Source organism: Lelliottia sp. GFLA7, assembly GCF_056490165.1.
The window spans coordinates 13,354-32,653 of the sequence record NZ_JBWLAQ010000008.1; the positions used below are offsets into that span (position 1 = coordinate 13,354).

The window sequence follows — 19,300 nt, forward strand, 5'->3', positions numbered from 1 at the left end:
GACCTGGCCTATGATTTGTTATGGGTAACGTCATTGTTTCAACGACACTTTCCGATTGTCCCAACTGGGAACAGAGTGGTTACGGCACTAATACTGATTGCCTGCGAAACCATTAAGTTTAGTCGGCTGTTATGAGGGTGCTTAGTGCTTGGGAGAATGATACGGGTAACATCTATCGATTGAGAATCACCCTGGGGGGCAAAATTTGAATTATGAGACACAGGTCATGTTATAGCGGGAAGGGGAAATGCGGCCCGGCAGGGGGGAGATTGCCGGGCTGAGACAGACGGGAGCTTAGTAGTAGGAGTGCTCGCCGCGCTGGTGTTCGGTGAGGTCGCGAACGCCTTTCAGCTCCGGGAACTCATTCAGCATCTGCTTCTCGATGCCTTCTTTGAGGGTCACGTCGACCATGGAACAGCCGTTACAGCCGCCGCCAAACTGCAGGATCGCTAAGCCGTCTTCGGTGATTTCCATCAGCGTTACACGACCACCGTGGCCCGCCAGCTGTGGGTTAATCTGCGATTGCAGCAGATATTCCACACGTTCCATCAGCGGCGCATCGTCAGACACTTTACGCATTTTGGCGTTTGGCGCTTTCAGCGTCAGCTGAGAACCGAGCTGGTCGGTAACAAAATCGATTTCCGCATCGTCAAGATACGGTGCGCTCAACTCATCGACATAGGCGGTGAGCAGCTCAAATTTAAGGGCAGTGTCAGATGCTTCCACAGCGTCCGGAGGACAATAAGAAACACCGCATTCTGCATTCGGAGTGCCTGGATTGATCACAAACACGCGGATCTGCGTCCCTTCTTCCTGATTTGCCAGCAGTTTGGCAAAGTGCGCTTGTGCAGAATCGGAAATACGGATCATAGCTTTGGCCTAATAGTTGACTAAAATACTTGGGTATTATTATACGCCCATCGGAAAAGGGCTACAAGGTACGACACAAACACCATACCTGAACCGACGCCGCGCCGCTTTGCAAAAGCAGTCGGGAAAGTTCGGCCACGGTGCTGCCCGTAGTGACGACATCATCCACAATCGCGATATGGCGACCTTTCACCGACAATTCAAGGTGAAAGGCATTTTTAAGGTTTCTTTTGCGCAGTCGCGCGTTGAGCTGGTGTTGGACTGCCGTGGCGTGCACGCGCTTCAACGCGCCAGAGAAGTAAGCACAGCCGAGCCAACACGCGAGCGGACGGCACAATAAATCGCTTTGATTATACCCGCGACGCCAGTGGCGACGGGAATGTAGCGGTACGTTGATAATGAGATCGACTTTCGGCAACGCCCGCGATCGCCTGGCGTGTAAAACCGCAAGCACTAACAGACGGGCAAGCGGCCAGGCCAGTTGGCTCTGACCCGTAAACTTCAGTTTGTGGATCAGGCCGCTCAACGGCTGAACATAATCATCGACCGCCACCAGCGCGCACCACGGCGGCGGGTGTTGCAGGCATCTCCCGCAAGGCATCTTCATGCTCATCGCCGGTAAACCGCATTGCGGGCAACAAGGGTGACGGGTGTTGAACGATCGCGTACAGACCGAACATATGCCCCAACGGCTCATCATGAGCGGCATTCGGCATAGCCAGCACAAGCCAGGCACTGTTAGCATGAGCAACTTCCTTGTTAAAAAAGAGAACCATAACCGATGAAGAATCTTTGGTGGCAGACCGTCGGCACAGGAAATTGTCATCTTGTGCTGCTGCACGGATGGGGACTGAACGCCGAAGTGTGGCATTGCATTCAGGAGGAATTGGCCTCGCATTTCACGCTGCACCTGATTGATCTGCCTGGCTTTGGGCGCAGCCGTGATTTTGGTGCCATGACGCTTGATGAGATGGCGCTGCAGGTTCTGGAACACGCGCCGCAAAAAGCCGTCTGGCTCGGCTGGAGTCTCGGCGGGCTGGTGGCAAGCCAGATTGCATTGCAGCATTCGGAGCGTGTTCAGGCGCTGGTCACCGTGGCTTCGTCGCCCTGTTTTAGCGCGCGTGAAGAATGGCCGGGCATCAGGCCAGACGTGTTAGCCAATTTTCAGCAACAGCTAAGCGAAGATTTTCAGCGTACGGTGGAGCGTTTTCTGGCGCTGCAAACGATGGGTACTGAAACCGCACGTCAGGATGCGCGGATGCTGAAAAGCACTGTGCTGTCGTTGCCGATGCCGGACGTTGACGTGCTCAACGGCGGGCTTGAGATCCTGAAAACGGTCGATCTGCGCGAACCGCTGGCAACGCTTGATGTGCCACACCTGCGGATTTATGGCTATCTTGATGGGCTGGTACCACGCAAAGTGGTCCCGCTGCTGGATGCGCTGTGGCCACAGAGCGAATCACAGGTAATTGCTAAAGCCGCACATGCGCCGTTTATCTCGCATCCCGGTGAATTTTGTGCCGCGCTGGTTGCGTTAAGTCAACGTTTCAACTGATTTTTATCCTCAACCTGGCAAAAGTCATGTGCCGCAACAATACTTCAAATGTCGTTGCGGCGATTCAGCCGACGATAATCAAAACTACAATTTATGGGAGTGATAGCTATGAAGCTTGTTTCAGGTATTGTTGCCTCTTTGGTTATTGGGTCTTTGTCTTGCAGTGTATTCGCAGCGCAAGAGCTGGAGAAAGATAAAGTGGCAGGCATGAATTTGACGAAGATCGGTGATATCACGACTTCAGATACCACGGCTCCGATGGATGCCAAAAAAGAGCTGTCGAAAAAGGCGGATGAGCTGGGCGGCACTTACTACGTGATTACCAGCGCGAACAAGAACGAGAAATCTGTTCACGCCACAGCTGACGTTTATAAATAATGACAACACGCCGGGGGCGAAATGCCCCCTGCATGTTTGCTTATCGCAGTGCCCACCACTCCTTCAGGCAGGCCTTACCTTCCGGGCAACTCTTGCAACTCCCCGTGAGACAACCGTCGGCATCCTCTTGAATACGTTGGGCTCTCCCCATTGCTTCCATTCTTTCGAGCATGGCATCGATCAACGGCTGTGGCGTGTGCAAAGAGAGGCTCAACTGTTTTGCCTCCATTCGTCCCTGCAGCGCCAGTAAATCTCTCACCTCAATCATGGATGCCATATTGACCTCTTAGTGGCAGTCGCCAGCCGGGCTGTTACAACAATTCGCGACTGTCTTATTGGTGGCCAGCAGGTTCACGTCAACGCGACTACGCGCCCGGCGCAGCAGGCCAAGCAGGACCACGTTAAACAGCACCACTGCCAGAATGCACACCAGACTGTAGCGCGGATGCTGGCTAAAATTGGTCGCTTGATAGAAAACGGTAGAGAGCGAGTAGGCAATGTTCAGCCCCCACAGAACCGAGAAGCCCATCCAGCCGCGGCTGGATTCGCGCGCGATCGCACCCATCACTGAGATACATGGAATGTAGAGCAACACAAAAATCAGGTAGCTGTAAGCCGCCGACGCGCTGCCAAATTTCTCGCTCATCACGCCCATCGCGCCTGTTGCCATTTCGCCGTCGCCTTTGCTGGCTTCGATAGGGTTGGCCAGTACGCTCAGGCTGAAGGTGCCTTTCAGGCTTTGCCAGGTTTCATCCACCGCCCCGAGCAGCTCATCTCCGAGATGGAATTCCGCTGGATTGAACTCCTGTTCCTGAATGTTTTCGGCCGTGTAGAGCGTGTTCAGCGTACCGACGACCACCTCTTTCGCCATCGCACCGGTGAACAACCCCACGGTTGCTTGCCAGTTGTCTTCGTGGACGCCAATCGGCTTGAACAGTGGCGTAATCACACGGCTGACGGAGGCCAGCGCGGAATCGTTGATGTTAGCCGCCGCTTTACCTTCGAGCGTAAAGCTGTTCAGTGCGCTGAGGAAAATGCTGACAATGACGATCACTTTCCCGGCACGTAAAACAAAGCCTTTCAGGCGCTGCCAGGTTTGGATCAGCAGGCTTTTCACGTGCGGAACGTGATAGACCGGTAGCTCCATCACAAACGGTGAGGCTTCGCCGCGCATGATGGTGTGTTTAAGCATCAGGCCCGTGAGGATCGCCATGACGATGCCGAGCACATAAAGAGAGAAGACCGCCAGCGCGCCTTGCTGGCCGAAGAACGCAGCGGCAAACACGGCAAAGATGGCCAGGCGCGCACCGCAAGACATAAACGGTGCCATCATGATGGTCATCAAGCGTTCGCGAGGTGCATCGAGCGTACGCGCGCCCATCACCGACGGCACGTTACAGCCAAAGCCGACAATCAGCGGAACGAAGGATTTACCCGGTAAACCCAGCGCTTGCATCAGACGATCCATGACGAACGCCGCGCGGGCCATGTAACCCGAATCCTCAAGGAAAGAGAGGAACAGATACATCATGCCAATTTGCGGCACCAACGGCAGAACAGTGTTCACCCCGCCGCCAATCCCCTGAGCCAGGAAAATGGTCAGCCATTCCGGGAAATGTAACGTGTAGCCCACCCATTGCAGACCGTGAATAAAGATAGCTACGGACCCCACATCAAACAGCGGCTGTAACGCCCCGCCAATGTTAATGGCCAGCAGGAACATCAAATACATCACCAGCAGAAATACCGGCAGACCGAGAAAACGGTTCAGAATGATTCTATCGACCGCTGCGGTGAAACGGCTGGGTTCCGCCGTCAGCGTGTTACTGACCACTTCACAAATCGCGGCAATACTTTGATAGCGCGCATCGGCGATATGCAGCGCCGGATCGTCAAGTTTTTCAGTGAGCCGCGCCAGGGAAATATCCAGCTTCTGCGCCGCATCCCCCGCGTAGCGACGGCTATAAATATCGCCTTCCAGCATTTGCAGGCCGAGCCAGCGGCGCTGTTTTTCCGGCATCGTCTGCGCCATTTCCTGCGCCAGATGCTCGGCTTCTTGCAAGAGCGGTTTGGCGTAATGCACCAGCTCGAGATCGGTATTTTGCGAGTGACGATCGACGGCCAGCTTTAAGGCATCAATACCCCGTGCGCGGGTCGATACCAGCGGCACAACCGGGCAGCCGAGGCGGGCGGAAAGCGCGTCGATGTCGATGCGAATTTGTTGTTTTTCCGCCAGATCGAGCATGTTTAGCGCAACGATGCACGGAATGCCCAGCTCAAGCAACTGCAGCGTCAGGTAAAGATTACGTTCGAGATTGGACGCGTCGACGACGTTAATCAGCAAATCCGCATCGCCGCTCAGAATGTAGTGGCAGGCAATTTGTTCATCAAGCGAGGTCTGAGACGAAATCGTGGTTAATGAATAGGTGCCGGGCAGATCAACGAGCGTGACAAGATTATCTGTCGTTGAAAAATGACCTTCTTTACGTTCGACCGTGACGCCTGCCCAGTTTCCCACGCGCTGACGAGCGCCTGTAAACTGATTAAATAACGTGGTCTTGCCGGAATTAGGATTACCAATTAAGCCAATGGTTAATTTTTTCATTGTTGTAGACTCGGAATAACGACTGGCGATTTATCGGGTTAAGGCTTCGACTTCTAATAAGGCGAGGTCTTTTTTGCGCAGTACCAGATTGACGCGTCGGGTTTCGATATGAACAGGATCGCCCAACGGCGCAATGCGAACGACCTGAAAGGACGAACCAGGCAACATGCCTAATGACAGCAGTTTCTGACGATACGCCGGGCTAATTTCACGGGAAAAACCGGTAATTTTCCAGGCACTGTCTGGTGTGAATTGCATAGACACCACTTTCACCGAAGGTTAAATAATCAACAGATGCAATGATAATGAGAATGGTTTCTACCAGCAATATTTAAAATGTGACGTAATGTTGTTATGGCTATTAATTAGCGGACAGTTTGACCTTGCTCAATATTTAATGATTTTGCAGGTGAGAGGGAAATGACTTATTTGTTAACGAAGTGATACTTGCTGGTTTAAATACGGATATGCAATCGGTTCCACACTGAATAAATAACCCTCCGCCTTTTCAGGAGGAGGGTGAGAGGCAGAATTAACGTTTTTTCCCCATCGCCGCAGCCAGCGCATCCATCATGGCGCTGTTGCCTGCAGGCTGTGCTTCGCGACCGCGCGGTTGCGCCGGTTTTGCCGCCGGGCGTACCTGCTCGCGTGCGCCGCCGCCGTTACCACGACGTGCGTTGGTTTCGCCTGGCTGCTCGTCCAGACGCATCGTCAGCGCGATACGCTTGCGGGGCATATCCACTTCGAGCACTTTCACCTTCACGATGTCGCCCGCTTTCACCACGGTATGCGGATCCTGAACAAATTTATCTGCCAGTGACGAAATATGGACCAGACCGTCCTGATGCACGCCGATATCGACAAACGCGCCAAAGTTGGTGACGTTCGTGACTGCGCCTTCCAGCACCATGCCAGGCAGCAGGTCTTTCATCGTCTCCACACCTTCAGCAAATTTCGCCGTTTTAAACTCAGGACGCGGGTCGCGGCCTGGCTTTTCCAGCTCTTTGATGATGTCTGTGACGGTCGGGATACCGAATTGCTCATCGGTGAAATCGACGGCCTTCAGGTTGCGCAGTTCCGCGCTGTTGCCCATCAGATCTTTCAGCGCTTGCTGCGTGACGGCCAAAATACGTTCCACCACAGGATACGTTTCCGGGTGAACCGTCGAGGCGTCCAGCGGGTTATCGCCGTGGTTGATACGCAGGAAGCCCGCGCACTGTTCAAAGGCTTTTGGCCCGAGACGGCTGACTTTGAGTAACTGCTGACGATTCTGGAACTGTCCGTTCTCATCACGCCACGAGACGATATTTTGCGCCATCATGCGCGTTAGCCCAGCCACACGGGTGAGCAGCGCGACGGACGCGGTGTTCAGATCCACGCCAACGGCGTTCACGCAGTCTTCCACGACCGCATCCAGCCTACGCGCCAGCTGAGTCTGGCTGACGTCGTGCTGGTACTGACCCACACCGATAGATTTCGGGTCGATCTTCACCAACTCGGCCAGCGGATCCTGTAAACGGCGGGCAATAGAGACAGCGCCGCGAATGGAAACGTCCAGATCCGGGAATTCGAGCGCCGCCAGTTCGGACGCGGAATACACCGATGCACCTGCTTCACTCACAATGACTTTCTGGGCAGTAACCTTTGGGAACTGCTCCTGCACGTCCAGGAAGAAACGCTCGGTTTCACGCGATGCAGTACCGTTACCAATCGCCACCAGCTCGACGTTATGTTTTTCGCAAAGTGCCGCCACGGCAACGGCGGCTTTTGCGGCCTGACCGGTGTGCGGATAAATCGTGTCGGTGGCGACCAGTTTGCCGGTGGCGTCAACGACAGCCACTTTCACGCCGGTACGCAGGCCGGGATCGAGACCCATCGTGGCGCGCAGGCCCGCCGGGGCGGCCATCAGCAGGTCATGCAGGTTACGGGCAAAGACATTGATGGCTTCGTCTTCAGCGCGTTCGCGCACGGTGCCCATCAGTTCGGTTTCAAGGTGCATCAGCACTTTGATACGCCACGTCCAGCTCACCACGCCTTTACGCCAGCTATCAGCAGGCGCGTTATTCAGGCGCAGGCCAAGATGGTCGGTAATGATCTGCTCGCAATAGCTCTCTTTCGGCGGCTCATCAAACTGCGGATCGGCATTGAGAGAAAGCTGCAGGATGCCTTCGTTACGGCCACGGAACATCGCCAGCGCACGGTGCGATGGCGCGGTAGAAATCGGTTCGTGATGATCGAAGTAGTCGCGGAACTTCGCGCCGTCCTCTTCTTTGCCGCTGACAACTTTCGCGACGATATGCGCGTTCTTCCACAGATAATCACGCACTTTTGACAGTAGCGCCGCGTCTTCGGCGAAGCGTTCCATCAGAATATAACGGGCGCCATCGAGGGCGGCTTTGGTGTCCGCTACGCCTTTGTCAGCGTCGATGAATTTCGCGGCTTCCGTTTCAGGATCGTGCGACGGGGTGTTCCACAGCAGATCGGCCAGCGGCTCAAGGCCCGCTTCAATCGCGATCTGTCCGCGAGTACGGCGTTTCGGTTTATACGGCAGATAGAGGTCTTCAAGCTCGGTTTTGCTCATCGTACCGTTGATGGCACCCGCCAGCGCCTCGGTCAGTTTGCCCTGTTCGCCAATGGACTTGAGAATGGCCTGACGACGGTCTTCCAGCTCGCGCAGGTAGCCCAGACGGGTTTCCAGATTACGTAACTGCGTGTCATCCAGACCGCCGGTGATTTCCTTACGATAACGTGCGATAAACGGCACGGTGTTCCCTTCGTCAAGCAGGCGAACGGCAGCTTCTACCTGTTCGGCCCTGGCCTGAATATCACCCGCAATAATGCGGCAGAGCGAATCTTTCATCATGGCTATTTCATCTTTAGGATCGAAATTTAGGGGGATAGTTATACGGACTGACACGGTAAAATGCCAGTCGTGGAGGGCGCTCTCGGACTATTTTACGTACTCAATTTCATTCACGTACCAACTCGCTTCGCCCGACGGAGTTTGCACTATCGCTAAATCACCGACTTCCTTTTTCAGCAGCGCGCGGGCCATCGGCGAGTCGATAGAGATGTAATCCTTACGACCAAAAATTTCATCGTAGCCGACAATGCGAAAACGCTTGGTATCGCCGTCGTCATTTTCGATTTCAACCCAGGCACCAAAGAAGACTTTTCCTTCCTGCTGAGGGGAATAATCCACGATCCGCAGGTACTCAAGGCATTTGGTGAGATAGCGCACCCGGCGGTCAATTTCACGCAGCCGTTTCTTATTATACTGGTAATCAGCGTTCTCACTGCGATCGCCGAGGCTCGCCGCCCATGTCACCTTTTTGGTCACCTCCGGGCGCTCTTCACGCCACAGGTAATCCATCTCTTTTTTCAGTTTTTCGTACCCTTCACGGGTGATCAGCGGCGTTTTCATGGTATGACCTATACGACTCGACTCGGTTGCAAACAATGCGCACATTACGTACCACATAGCTTAACAGACAGGACGCATTATGATTTATGTGATGAAATGTGCAGATAAGCTGCTGTTAAATATGCTTTGTAACAATTTCGACTAGAATTTATACCAGAATTAGCTGGTGGTAAACGCGCACTTTTTTAGAATACGTACTGAAATACTATCCGGACCTTTGGGAGTACACATATGCAAGAGAATTATAAGATTCTGGTCGTGGATGACGACATGCGCCTGCGTGCGCTGCTTGAGCGTTATCTGACCGAGCAGGGCTTCCAGGTTCGTAGCGTGGCGAACGCCGAGCAAATGGATCGCCTGCTGACCCGTGAATCGTTCCATCTGATGGTGCTCGATCTGATGCTGCCTGGCGAAGATGGTCTGTCGATTTGCCGTCGTCTGCGCAGTCAAAGCAACCCGATGCCGATCATTATGGTGACGGCGAAAGGGGAAGAGGTTGACCGTATCGTGGGCCTGGAGATTGGCGCTGACGATTACATTCCAAAACCATTTAATCCGCGTGAACTGCTGGCGCGTATTCGCGCAGTGCTGCGTCGTCAGGCTAACGAATTGCCTGGCGCACCGTCTCAGGAAGAGGCTGTGATCGCGTTCGGTAAGTTCAAGCTGAATCTCGGTACGCGCGAAATGTTCCGTGAAGATGAGCCTATGCCGCTGACAAGCGGGGAATTCGCCGTCCTGAAAGCGCTGGTCAGCCACCCGCGTGAACCGCTTTCTCGTGACAAGCTGATGAACCTGGCGCGTGGCCGCGAATACTCCGCCATGGAACGCTCCATCGACGTGCAAATTTCTCGCCTGCGCCGCATGGTAGAAGAAGATCCCGCGCATCCTCGTTATATTCAGACCGTTTGGGGTCTGGGCTACGTCTTTGTGCCGGACGGTTCTAAAGCATGAGGCGAATGCGCTTCTCACCGCGAAGTTCGTTTGCCCGCACGCTGCTATTGATTGTCACCTTGCTGTTCGTCAGCCTGGTGACGACCTATCTGGTCGTGCTGAACTTTGCGATTCTGCCGAGCCTCCAGCAGTTCAATAAGGTCCTGGCCTACGAAGTTCGTATGCTGATGACCGATAAACTGCAGCTGGAGGACGGCACGCAGTTGGTGGTTCCACCTGCGTTTCGCCGTGAGATTTACCGCGAGCTGGGGATTTCGCTGTACTCTAACGAGGCGGCGGAAGACGCAGGTCTTCGCTGGGCGCAACACTACGAATTCTTAAGCCAGCAGATGGCGCAGCAGCTGGGTGGCCCGACGGAAGTGCGCGTCGAGGTCAACAAAAGCTCGCCGGTTGTCTGGCTGAAAACCTGGCTGTCGCCCAATATCTGGGTGCGCGTGCCGCTCACCGAAATTCATCAGGGCGATTTCTCGCCGCTCTTCCGTTACACGCTGGCGATCATGCTAATGGCGATAGGCGGCGCGTGGCTGTTTATCCGAATACAAAACCGACCCCTTGTCGATCTGGAACATGCCGCGTTGCAGGTCGGTAAAGGCATTATTCCGCCACCGCTGCGCGAATATGGCGCATCGGAAGTCCGTTCTGTGACGCGCGCATTTAACCATATGGCGGCGGGCGTTAAACAGCTGGCGGATGACCGTACGTTATTAATGGCTGGGGTGAGTCACGATCTGCGTACTCCGTTAACGCGAATTCGTCTGGCGACTGAAATGATGGGCGAAGAGGACGGTTATCTCGCGGAGTCCATTAATAAAGACATCGAAGAGTGTAACGCCATCATCGAGCAGTTCATCGACTACCTGCGGACCGGCCAGGAAATGCCAATGGAAATGGCGGATCTCAACGGTGTGCTGGGTGAAGTGGTGGCGGCGGAAAGCGGCTACGAGCGTGAAATCGACACCGACCTGCAGCCTGGCGAAATTCAGGTACGCATGCATCCGTTATCCATCAAACGCGCGGTAGCGAATATGGTGGTGAACGCAGCGCGTTACGGAAACGGCTGGATAAAAGTCAGCAGTGGTTCTGAGCTGAATCGCGCGTGGTTCCAGGTGGATGATGACGGACCGGGGATTAAACCTGAGCAGCGTAAGCATCTGTTCCAGCCGTTTGTGCGTGGTGACAGTGCGCGTAGCACCAGCGGGACTGGTTTAGGTCTGGCGATTGTGCAGCGTATTATCGATAACCATAACGGTTTGCTTGAGATTGGCACCAGCGAGCGGGGTGGTTTGAGCATTCGCGCCTGGTTGCCGGTTCCGGTAACACGTGGACAGGTGAAAGAAAGTTAAAAAATGGGTGGTAGCAGCCACCACCCGAAAAAATACGGTCTCAGCGGTCTGCTGCCCTCTCCACACGGAGAGGGAGAAAACATTAAAAAAGGCAACTTTCGTTGCCTTTTTGTTTTTACCTTGGACCTGCACTCACCAATGCCGCGCCTGCTGGCGTATCGGTGTACTTCTCGAAGTTCTCAATAAACAGCTTCGCCAGCGCTTCGGCCTTCTCTTGCCATTGCTCAGGTGAACCGTAGGTGTTACGTGGGTCGAGGATATGGGTATCCACGCCAGGCAGCTTGGTCGGGATCGCCAGATCAAACATGGGCAGAGTGAACGTTTCCGCATCATCCAGTGAACCATCAATAATGGCGTCGATAATGGCGCGCGTATCCTTAATCGAAATACGTTTGCCCGTCCCGTTCCAGCCAGTATTCACCAGATAAGCCTGCGCGCCCGCTGCCTGCATGCGTTTCACCAGCACTTCTGCGTACTGCGTTGGGTGCAGCGACAGGAACGCTGCGCCAAAGCAGGCAGAGAAGGTCGGTGTAGGCTCTGTGACACCACGCTCGGTGCCCGCCAATTTCGCGGTAAAGCCGGACAGGAAATGATACTGCGTCTGGCTGGCCGTCAGGCGAGACACCGGCGGCAGAACGCCAAAGGCGTCAGCGGTCAGGAAAATCACCTTCGAAGCGTGGCCCGCTTTTGACACCGGCTTCACGATATTGTCGATGTGATAGATCGGATAAGAGACGCGGGTGTTTTCCGTTTTAGAGGCATCATCAAAATCGACCGTGCCGTCTGCACGGACGGTGACGTTTTCCAGCAGCGCATCACGACGGATGGCGTGGAAAATGTCTGGCTCGGCCTCGGCAGACAGACGAATGGTTTTCGCGTAGCAGCCGCCTTCAAAGTTGAACACGCCGTCATCATCCCAACCGTGCTCATCATCGCCAATCAGGCGACGTTTCGGGTCGGTGGAAAGGGTCGTTTTACCGGTGCCAGACAGACCAAAGAACACCGCCACGTCGCCCTCTTCGCCGACGTTCGCCGAGCAGTGCATGGAGGCAATCCCCTGCAGCGGCAGCAGGTAGTTCATGACCGAGAACATCCCTTTCTTCATCTCGCCACCGTACCAGGTGCCGCCAATCAGCTGGATGCGCTCCGTCAGGTTGAATGCGATAAAGTTTTCCGAATTCAGGCCCTGCTCTTTCCACTGCGGGTTCGTGCATTTCGCGCCGTTCATCACGATGAAATCAGGTTCGTAATCCTGTAATTCGTCATCGGTTGGGCGAATAAACATGTTCTTCACGAAGTGTGCCTGCCAGGCAACTTCAGTGATAAAGCGAACGGAAAGGCGGGTGTCGGCATTCGCGCCACAGAAGGCGTCGATAATAAACAGGCGCTTGCCGGAGAGTTGTTGAGTGACGAGACCTTTCAGATGCTGCCAGGTTTCCTGGGAGAGCGGTTTGTTGTCGTTCTTCCCTTTGCCTTTATCTGCCCACCACAGCGTATCCCGGGTGGTGTCGTCACGGACAATATACTTATCTTTTGGCGAACGGCCGGTAAAAATACCCGTGTCCACGGCGATAGCACCAGTATTCGTCAACACACCTCGCTCGTATCCTTCCAGTGCTGGATTGAGCTCTTCCTGATACAGCGTATCGTAATCGGGGTTGTAAACGAGTTCCTGGACGTCGTTAATACCATAAGCCTTGAGATCTTGCGGGGTTAAATCGTTAACACGCATATCACTGCTCCTTAGCCAATTTGTACTGCCTAAAATTGTAGGGTTTTTCTGAGGTTGTTGACCGCGACGGGGCTCATAGATTTACGTATTTCGAGAAAACCCTTACTAACGGAAAACGCTGTGACTCCTGTCACGAAGCAGGGCGGATTATCGCAGGAATCGAATTTTAGTTGTGGAAAATGTTCCGAAAAGGTTAAACGCTGGTGTATTTAACCAGAGTAATGTGAATGTAATCGCATACATGTAAGAAAGTTACGTAAGAGTTACATCTTGATAATCGATCTACGTCTCTTAGAAAAAGGCCGGAAGAGAAGAGTGTTGTGAGTCGTCCGCGAGATTATGATGAAAGCATAAAGTGCGCTTACCAATCAGGGACTGCGAAATGGAAAATACTGCAAGCTTATCTCCTGCAACGCGCGCAGGCATTGTGCTGGTCGGGGCGATACAGGGTTTTATCTGCTATTTAGTGACGTGGTACATCGGTTACGCTGGTCTTCCCGCCGACAGTTTTTGGCTGGTGTGCGTCGTGCCCGCTACCGTGGTGCTCTCGACCACACTTGCACTGTCGGTCACCTCGTTCAAACAGCGTAGTTTATGGCTGGCACTGGCCGCGATCGTGTTGGCAGTCGCAGGCATGGGCGCATGGCTAAAATGGAATATTCACGGGCTTGAGCGGTGGGGTATCCGGGACGCGCTGGTGTTGTTTGGCTTCAACCTTCTGCTGATGAGCTTTCTGATGCTGCCATGGCTGCAACGAAAGCTTCAACCGACTTCCGGGAAGGATTTCTACACCGATTTTCATACCCGAAGCTGGCATAACGCCTTAACGCTGGCGCTCATTTTTCTCTCTAACGGGCTGTTCTGGCTGGTGCTGTTTCTGTGGGCCGAGTTGTTCAAGCTGGTCGGAATCCGTTTCTTTAACACGCTCTTTTTTGATACCGACTGGTTTATCGCGATTGCGATTGGCGTGGTTTCGGCCTGCGCGGCCATTCTCGCAAGAATGCAGGTGCGATTAATCCAGGCGTTGCAAAATCTCTTAACATTGATTGCCACCGGCCTGCTGCCGCTGGTGGCGCTGCTTTCGCTACTGTTTATCGTCGTGCTGCCGTTTGTGGGTTTAGACGCGATTTCTGCGCGAACGTCGGTGGCGGGGCTGCTGCTGAGCCTGAGCATGTTGCTGCTGATACTGGCCACCGTCGTCTGGAGCCCGCAGCGTATTCTGCTTCCTTACCCGTTCCCACTGCGCTGGCTTGTTCGGGTGGCGTTACTGGTCTCGCCGTTTTATCCCCTGTTAGCGAGCTGGGCCTTGTGGCTGCGTATCGGGCAATACGGCTGGACACCGGAGCGGTTATACGCGGTGTTGACCACCATCGTGGCGCTGGTTTGGGCGGTCGGTTTTTGCATCAGCGTGATCAATCCATGGCGCAATCCGCTGACGGTGCAGCGTTACGTTACTCCGGCCGTGGGCCTGTTCTCGCTGGCGTTTTTGATCCTGATTCACACACCGATTCTCGATCTGTGGCGCATCAGTGTAGCAAGTCATATGGCACGTTATCATGACGGCAGGATCACCGCCGATCAGGTGAGTCTGCACATGTTAAGTCAAACCGGACGCAAAGGCCGCGAGGCGCTGGTCGCGCTGCAAAACGATCCGCAGTTCACGTCAGATGCGAAACGTCGGCGGGATGTGAATCGAATGCTGGCAGGGCAAAAAGAGAAAGCAGAGGGATTGACCGCGGCGATACTGGCGAACGTTGTACAACTCGCGCCTGGAACGCCGCCGCCGGACAATAGGCTATGGCAGGCGATGATGAAATACACATACCGTTTCGAGACCTGCACCACTGAAAAGGGCGCTTGTCTGCTGGTTTCACAGGATCTGAACGGTGACGGTCAAGCGGAGGCGGTTGTCTATCAGTTCGTTGATCGGGCGATTCTGGTGTTTACCCGTCACGATAAAGACTGGTCTCTCGCGGGAGAGTCCTGGAAGATGCCAGAAACGTTATCACGGGCTGAATTTGATCGTGCGTTTGAGCAAGGCAAAGTCGGTACGGCGGTTAAGCCCTGGGCGGATATCACGATTCTCGGGAAACGCGTAAAGGTAGACTACGATTATTAGCGAAAAAAACGGCTCCTTTGGGAGCCGTTCTGACAATGATTAATGGACCTGTGGATCGGCCGGAGAAGCGTTATTTCGGATCTCGGCGATGTCCATGGCGTTGAAGACGTAGTGCGAACCACAGTAGTCGCAGTTCATGTCGATTTCACCATCTTCAGCTATGATGCTGTCGATCTCTTCGTCCGGCAACGTTCTCAGCGCACCCGCACAGCGTTCACGAGAACAGGTACATTTGAACTCAACGTCCTGCGGATCGTAAAGCGTGACTTCTTCTTCGTGGTACAGACGCCACAGCACTTCATTCGCAGGCAGAGTGAAGAGCTCTTCGGTTTTGATGGTTTCGGTCAGCGTCGCCAGATGCTCAAAATCATTGCCCTGGGCATTTTGCGCAGGCAGAACCTGCAGCAGCATGCCGCCCGCTGCCAGTTGACCTTCAACTTCGCCGGTGCGGATAAACAGGCGTGTTGGCAACTGCTCAGAACGCAGGAAGTAATCTTCCAGGCACTCTGCCAGCGTATCGCCTTCAAGACCTACCACGCCCTGATAGCGCTCGCCTTCGTCTGGCGTAATGGTAATCACGAGGAAACCGTTGCCAACCAGCGTTTTCAGGTCAGCGCCTTCTGGCACCTCGCCCTGCACGCGCGCCACACCGCGCATCTGCTGCTGGTTATTACCGTTAATGACCGCCATGTTCATTGGGCCGTCACCTTGTAACTGCACGGTGATATCGCCAGCAAATTTCAGCGTTGCGGTCAGCAGGCTTGTCGCCACCAGCAGTTCGCCCAGCACTCTTTTAACAGGCTGCGGATAATTGTGGTTCTCCAGAATCTGTTTCCAGGTTTCGGAGACGGTTACCAGCTCACCGCGAACGGCAAATTGCTCAAACAGATAGCGGTGTAATTGGTCGTGTTGGGCCATAATTTTCTCTCATCAAACGACGATTATTCAATTTCGCCGTGCTTAAATTTCATCAGATCGCGACGTTCTTTTTTGTCCGGTCGTCTGTCCGGGTGCGGCATGGTCAGCGCATTCATCTTGCGCGCCAGCGCCACTTTCTCGCGCTTCTCGACGCTTTCTGTCGTTTCTTCATACATTGCGGTCGCTTCGGTCGCCGGACGACGCTGCTCGGTAATGGATTTGATCACGACCGTTTTTTCATCGTTTCCCTGACGTAATGTCAGAGTGGCGTTCAGTTCAACAAGCTTACTCGGCTTGCTGCGCTGCCCGTTGTAATGCACTTTGCCACCGTCAACCATTTCGCGGGCGAGGGCGCGCGTTTTATAAAAACGGGCCGCCCACAGCCATTTGTCGAGCCTTACCCCGTCAGAGGGTTTTTCTTTCATGGCTTCTCCTTCAGGCTGAGTGAGGGGATCATTCGACGGTAATCGTTCAACGCCGGATGCCGCTGATAGCTTTTTTCAGCTTGTCCAGAATCGGGATTGGTCACGCCCAGGCAATAACGAATACCAAATTTTGCTGCTGCATCCAGAATCGGTTCACTGTCATCAATGAACAAGGTTCTGTCTGGCTGCAAACCGGTTTTCACGGTGACGGCCTGCCATAAACGCTGATCCTCTTTCGGATACCCAAATGTGTGGGTAGAAAGTAATAAATCAAGGTGTGACGCTAATCCAGTATGTTCAAGCTTCACGGCCAGATTATGCGGATGCGCATTGGTCAGCAAAATACGTCGTTTGCCGCTCGCCTTCAGAGCATCCAGAAACGGCACCGTATCTTCACGCAAAACGGCGTGCGGCCCCTGAGCGGTGGTCATGGCACAAATATCCAGACCAAGACGGTCGCTCCAGTAATCCAGGCAGTACCAGTTTAGCGTATGTTGCACGGCGTGATACTGCTGACGAATGTAATCCTGCGCTTCTGACGGAGTGATGCCCTGCTGCGCGCCGTAAGTTTCGGGCACCAGCTTTTGCCAGAAATGGGTGTCAAATGCGAGATCAAGCAGCGTGCCGTCCATATCCAGCAGAACGGTATCAACGTCCTGCCAGGCGATATCAAGATGCATGAGGGGGAACTCTCCAGCCAGAAGAAACGTGCGCGACAGGTTAGCACAACTTGTCGCGCAGAGGCGTTATCCGATCAGGCTCTCAGGCGCGGAGATAAGCTTAGGATTGAGGCAATTATCGTAATACTGCTGGATCTCGGCCAGACGAGTACGTGAGCGCTGATAGCGACGCAGGGCCGCAAAACCGTTCCAGATGATGCAAATCAACATGGCCATCATGAGCAGCGTCGTACCGATGTAACGCCACAGCCCGGCGCTGTCCGGCATGCGATGCAGATCAATGTGGCGCGTGCCGTTCGCGTCGGTAAAGATTCCGGTAACAATACCCTCTGCGCTAAATGGCGTTTGCATCAACATTTGCGCCAGGCGCTGGAACTCGCCCCACTGTTCCTGGGCTGGATAATCATAGAGCGCCACAGGCGGATACGGCTGATCAACCAGGTCGCTACCCTCATCGCTGGCAATCACAAAACCGCCTGGCGCCGGGCTATTAAGCGCCTGAGCCGCACGGGAGGTTTCACGCATCACAAACGGCGCGGTTGACGTGGCGACCAGATTTTCCAGGGACTCCGCGCTAACCGGACGTAACAGCACGTTCACGCCGTCCAGCCGTCCTGCTTCGGCGCGTTTGACCAGCGCTTCCCAGTCTTTGCTGTTCCCGAGGTTCACGAGCGCATTTTTGAGGCGCACGCATTCATCTTCTGCTGAACATAAGTCCTGCGTTTTCATCACGATGTCGCCAAAATCATCCAGCAATACCATTCCAGATTTTTGAATGGCAGAGCGCAGAGACTGGCTCACACGTGAATTCTCGTCGGGTTTTGGATGCAACTGGCGGTTCAGCGCCTGCGTCAATGCCGTCGCTTTACTGACGGTATCGGATTCCGGCAACGGTAGCGGCGGTGCGTCATTCCAGATGATCTGCGAGCAATCGAACGGGGTGAACGGCGAATTCTGGCGCGTATTCCAGGTTCCCGGCGCGTGAATATTACACATGCCAGTACCTTTCAGCTTGAGGGTATCTCCCACGCGAACGCCAGCCTCTTCCAGCTGATTAACACTGGTGGCCTCAATGGTTTGTGCGCCTTTGATCCACGACACGGTGAATTTAATCGGCATATCAAGGGGAACCAGGAAAATCAGTAACGCCAGGACGAGCGCCGCGCCTCCGGCAATAATAGTGCTGCGCAGCCAGTGCTGGAGCGGGAAGTTTTTCACCTCATCATGCAGCGATAAAAAACGCCCCTGGCGGACCACCTGGCGATCGAGATAGATATCAATATCGGTTTTTTGCCCTAAATCCTGGGCAATCCACGGCTGCCAGTGACGCGGGTAAATAAGATCGATAATGCCGAGCGAAATATTATTGATCTGTTCCTGATCGTTCTCACCGAACAAACCCCAGCGTTTTGGCGTACCGCGTAAACAGTGGATTTCACGCAAGGCTGTTTTAGCCGGAGAAGCAAATAGCCCCCACAGCCCTGCGGCGATCAACAGAACGGCCCCCCCCGCAAGCCACGGGGCAAAGACGTCGGGCGTCATCAGGCACAGGAAAAACAGCAGGAAGGCGGCGACAATCAAAATCGCTTCACGGATGCCGTCCGGGCGGCTCAGCGCGTGCTCTTCGTGCGTTTCCTGGCGGATATTGAGCAGTTCAATCTGTTCGGTCTCTTCGCCACGGATGGAGGCTTGCGTGGAGCTCGCTCGTTCGAGCGCAAAGCGCGGTGCTTCCTGAACATATTCACTCAGGGTATGACCATTCAGAGCGATAACCAGCGGAATGGAATCGGTATGGATCAGCTCGACGCTATTTTCATCATTAATGTATTGCTCCCAAAACGGCGGCAAATGCACTTCCACGGAGTCGAGATAGTATCGCCATTTATTGGGATCGTCGGTGGTGATGCCATAGCGCGTGATCGAGCGCGTCACGCACAGCACGGTGTCGCTGTGTGCGTTAAGATTCAGAGTGACAGGCGCAGCAGTGGCTCCTGTCGGCCCTGGCGTCTGAAGGATGCGGTTCAGCGTATCGAGATAATTTTCAATGGCGCTGCGTTCATCGGGGGCCAGCGTACGGGTAGTCGCACCGGCGAAGGCGTTTAAAAAAGGCAGTCGTAAACGACGTTGCGCCCGGCGTCTGAGTAACCATCCTGCAATGAATACGCAGGCCAGCATAGCAGCGAAAAATATCAAAATGGTGCTCATGCTTTCCCCATCTTACTTATTTCAGGTGTAGTCAGTCGCACCTATTACCGTGAATGCGTCTCTGTGGTTGGCTATCGGCAAGTATGGAGTCGAAC

General features: G+C 54.2%; 17 protein-coding genes. 5 read left to right on the top strand and 12 right to left on the bottom strand.

Annotated elements, in window-relative coordinates:
* Positions 1-294: 294 nt before the first annotated feature.
* A complete protein-coding gene (gene nfuA, locus AC07RN_RS17760; protein ID WP_015960787.1) occupies positions 295-870 on the bottom strand; it encodes a Fe-S biogenesis protein NfuA in 576 nt (191 codons plus the stop codon).
* A 61-nt stretch (positions 871-931) separates the two neighbouring features.
* Positions 932-1,615, bottom strand: a complete 684-nt coding sequence (gntX, locus tag AC07RN_RS17765; RefSeq protein ID WP_478336961.1) for a DNA utilization protein GntX — start codon at positions 1,613-1,615, stop codon at positions 932-934.
* A 36-nt stretch (positions 1,616-1,651) separates the two neighbouring features.
* Here gntX and bioH point away from each other — a divergent pair, with 36 nt between their 5' ends.
* Entirely contained in the window at positions 1,652-2,425 is a 774-nt protein-coding gene (gene bioH, locus AC07RN_RS17770) for a pimeloyl-ACP methyl ester esterase BioH (protein ID WP_478336962.1), read from the top strand.
* 108 nt (positions 2,426-2,533) lie between these two features.
* A complete protein-coding gene (locus tag AC07RN_RS17775) occupies positions 2,534-2,803 on the top strand; it encodes a YdgH/BhsA/McbA-like domain containing protein (RefSeq protein WP_478336963.1) in 270 nt (89 codons plus the stop codon).
* A 40-nt stretch (positions 2,804-2,843) separates the two neighbouring features.
* Here AC07RN_RS17775 and feoC read toward each other — a convergent pair whose 3' ends face one another.
* The 5 genes from feoC to greB all read right to left on the bottom strand — a co-directional run bounded on the left by feoC (position 2,844) and on the right by greB (position 8,832).
* Positions 2,844-3,080: a [Fe-S]-dependent transcriptional repressor FeoC gene (gene feoC, locus AC07RN_RS17780; RefSeq protein ID WP_015960783.1), complete on the bottom strand. Its 237-nt coding sequence runs from the start codon at positions 3,078-3,080 to the stop codon at positions 2,844-2,846.
* Positions 3,081-3,089: 9 nt separating this feature from the next.
* On the bottom strand, positions 3,090-5,408 hold the full coding sequence (feoB, locus tag AC07RN_RS17785) for a Fe(2+) transporter permease subunit FeoB (protein ID WP_478336964.1): 2,319 nt from the start codon (positions 5,406-5,408) through the stop codon (positions 3,090-3,092).
* Positions 5,409-5,438: 30 nt separating this feature from the next.
* Positions 5,439-5,666: a ferrous iron transporter A gene (feoA, locus tag AC07RN_RS17790; RefSeq protein ID WP_015960781.1), complete on the bottom strand. Its 228-nt coding sequence runs from the start codon at positions 5,664-5,666 to the stop codon at positions 5,439-5,441.
* 274 nt (positions 5,667-5,940) lie between these two features.
* Positions 5,941-8,271 (bottom strand): Tex family protein, encoded by a 2,331-nt coding sequence (locus AC07RN_RS17795; protein WP_478336965.1) that lies wholly within the window; start codon positions 8,269-8,271, stop codon positions 5,941-5,943.
* A gap of 87 nt (positions 8,272-8,358) precedes the next feature.
* Entirely contained in the window at positions 8,359-8,832 is a 474-nt protein-coding gene (gene greB / locus AC07RN_RS17800) for a transcription elongation factor GreB (protein WP_015960779.1), read from the bottom strand.
* Positions 8,833-9,063: 231 nt separating this feature from the next.
* Between greB and ompR the strand changes: the two genes are divergently transcribed.
* Together ompR and envZ are read left to right on the top strand one after the other, a co-directional pair.
* Positions 9,064-9,783, top strand: a complete 720-nt coding sequence (gene ompR, locus AC07RN_RS17805) for an osmolarity response regulator transcription factor OmpR (protein WP_001157751.1) — start codon at positions 9,064-9,066, stop codon at positions 9,781-9,783.
* Positions 9,780-11,126 carry a two-component system sensor histidine kinase EnvZ gene (gene envZ, locus AC07RN_RS17810; protein ID WP_015960778.1) on the top strand — a complete coding sequence of 449 codons (1,347 nt, stop codon included), beginning with the start codon at positions 9,780-9,782 and terminating at the stop codon, positions 11,124-11,126. The genes ompR and envZ overlap by 4 nt, the downstream gene beginning before the upstream one ends.
* A gap of 115 nt (positions 11,127-11,241) precedes the next feature.
* Here envZ and pckA read toward each other — a convergent pair whose 3' ends face one another.
* Positions 11,242-12,858, bottom strand: coding sequence for a phosphoenolpyruvate carboxykinase (ATP) (pckA, locus tag AC07RN_RS17815; RefSeq protein WP_478336966.1), 1,617 nt, complete (start codon positions 12,856-12,858; stop codon positions 11,242-11,244).
* A 382-nt stretch (positions 12,859-13,240) separates the two neighbouring features.
* On the opposite strand from pckA, the gene AC07RN_RS17820 reads away from it, so the two are divergent.
* The gene (locus AC07RN_RS17820; protein WP_478336967.1) at positions 13,241-14,977 is read left to right on the top strand and encodes a DUF4153 domain-containing protein; all 1,737 of its coding nucleotides are present in this window, start codon (positions 13,241-13,243) and stop codon (positions 14,975-14,977) included.
* A 39-nt stretch (positions 14,978-15,016) separates the two neighbouring features.
* Here the strand turns inward: AC07RN_RS17820 and hslO are convergent, their stop codons facing one another.
* The 4 genes from hslO to AC07RN_RS17840 all read right to left on the bottom strand — a co-directional run bounded on the left by hslO (position 15,017) and on the right by AC07RN_RS17840 (position 19,205).
* Positions 15,017-15,895 carry an Hsp33 family molecular chaperone HslO gene (gene hslO / locus AC07RN_RS17825; RefSeq protein WP_478336968.1) on the bottom strand — a complete coding sequence of 293 codons (879 nt, stop codon included), beginning with the start codon at positions 15,893-15,895 and terminating at the stop codon, positions 15,017-15,019.
* 23 nt (positions 15,896-15,918) lie between these two features.
* Positions 15,919-16,320, bottom strand: a complete 402-nt coding sequence (gene hslR / locus AC07RN_RS17830; protein ID WP_015960774.1) for a ribosome-associated heat shock protein Hsp15 — start codon at positions 16,318-16,320, stop codon at positions 15,919-15,921.
* Complete coding sequence (gene yrfG, locus AC07RN_RS17835; RefSeq protein WP_478336969.1) at positions 16,317-17,000, bottom strand: GMP/IMP nucleotidase; 684 nt, start codon at positions 16,998-17,000, stop codon at positions 16,317-16,319. Before yrfG ends, hslR begins: the two co-directional genes overlap by 4 nt.
* A gap of 66 nt (positions 17,001-17,066) precedes the next feature.
* Complete coding sequence (locus AC07RN_RS17840) at positions 17,067-19,205, bottom strand: intracellular growth attenuator family protein (protein WP_478336970.1); 2,139 nt, start codon at positions 19,203-19,205, stop codon at positions 17,067-17,069.
* Positions 19,206-19,300 lie beyond the last annotated feature (95 nt).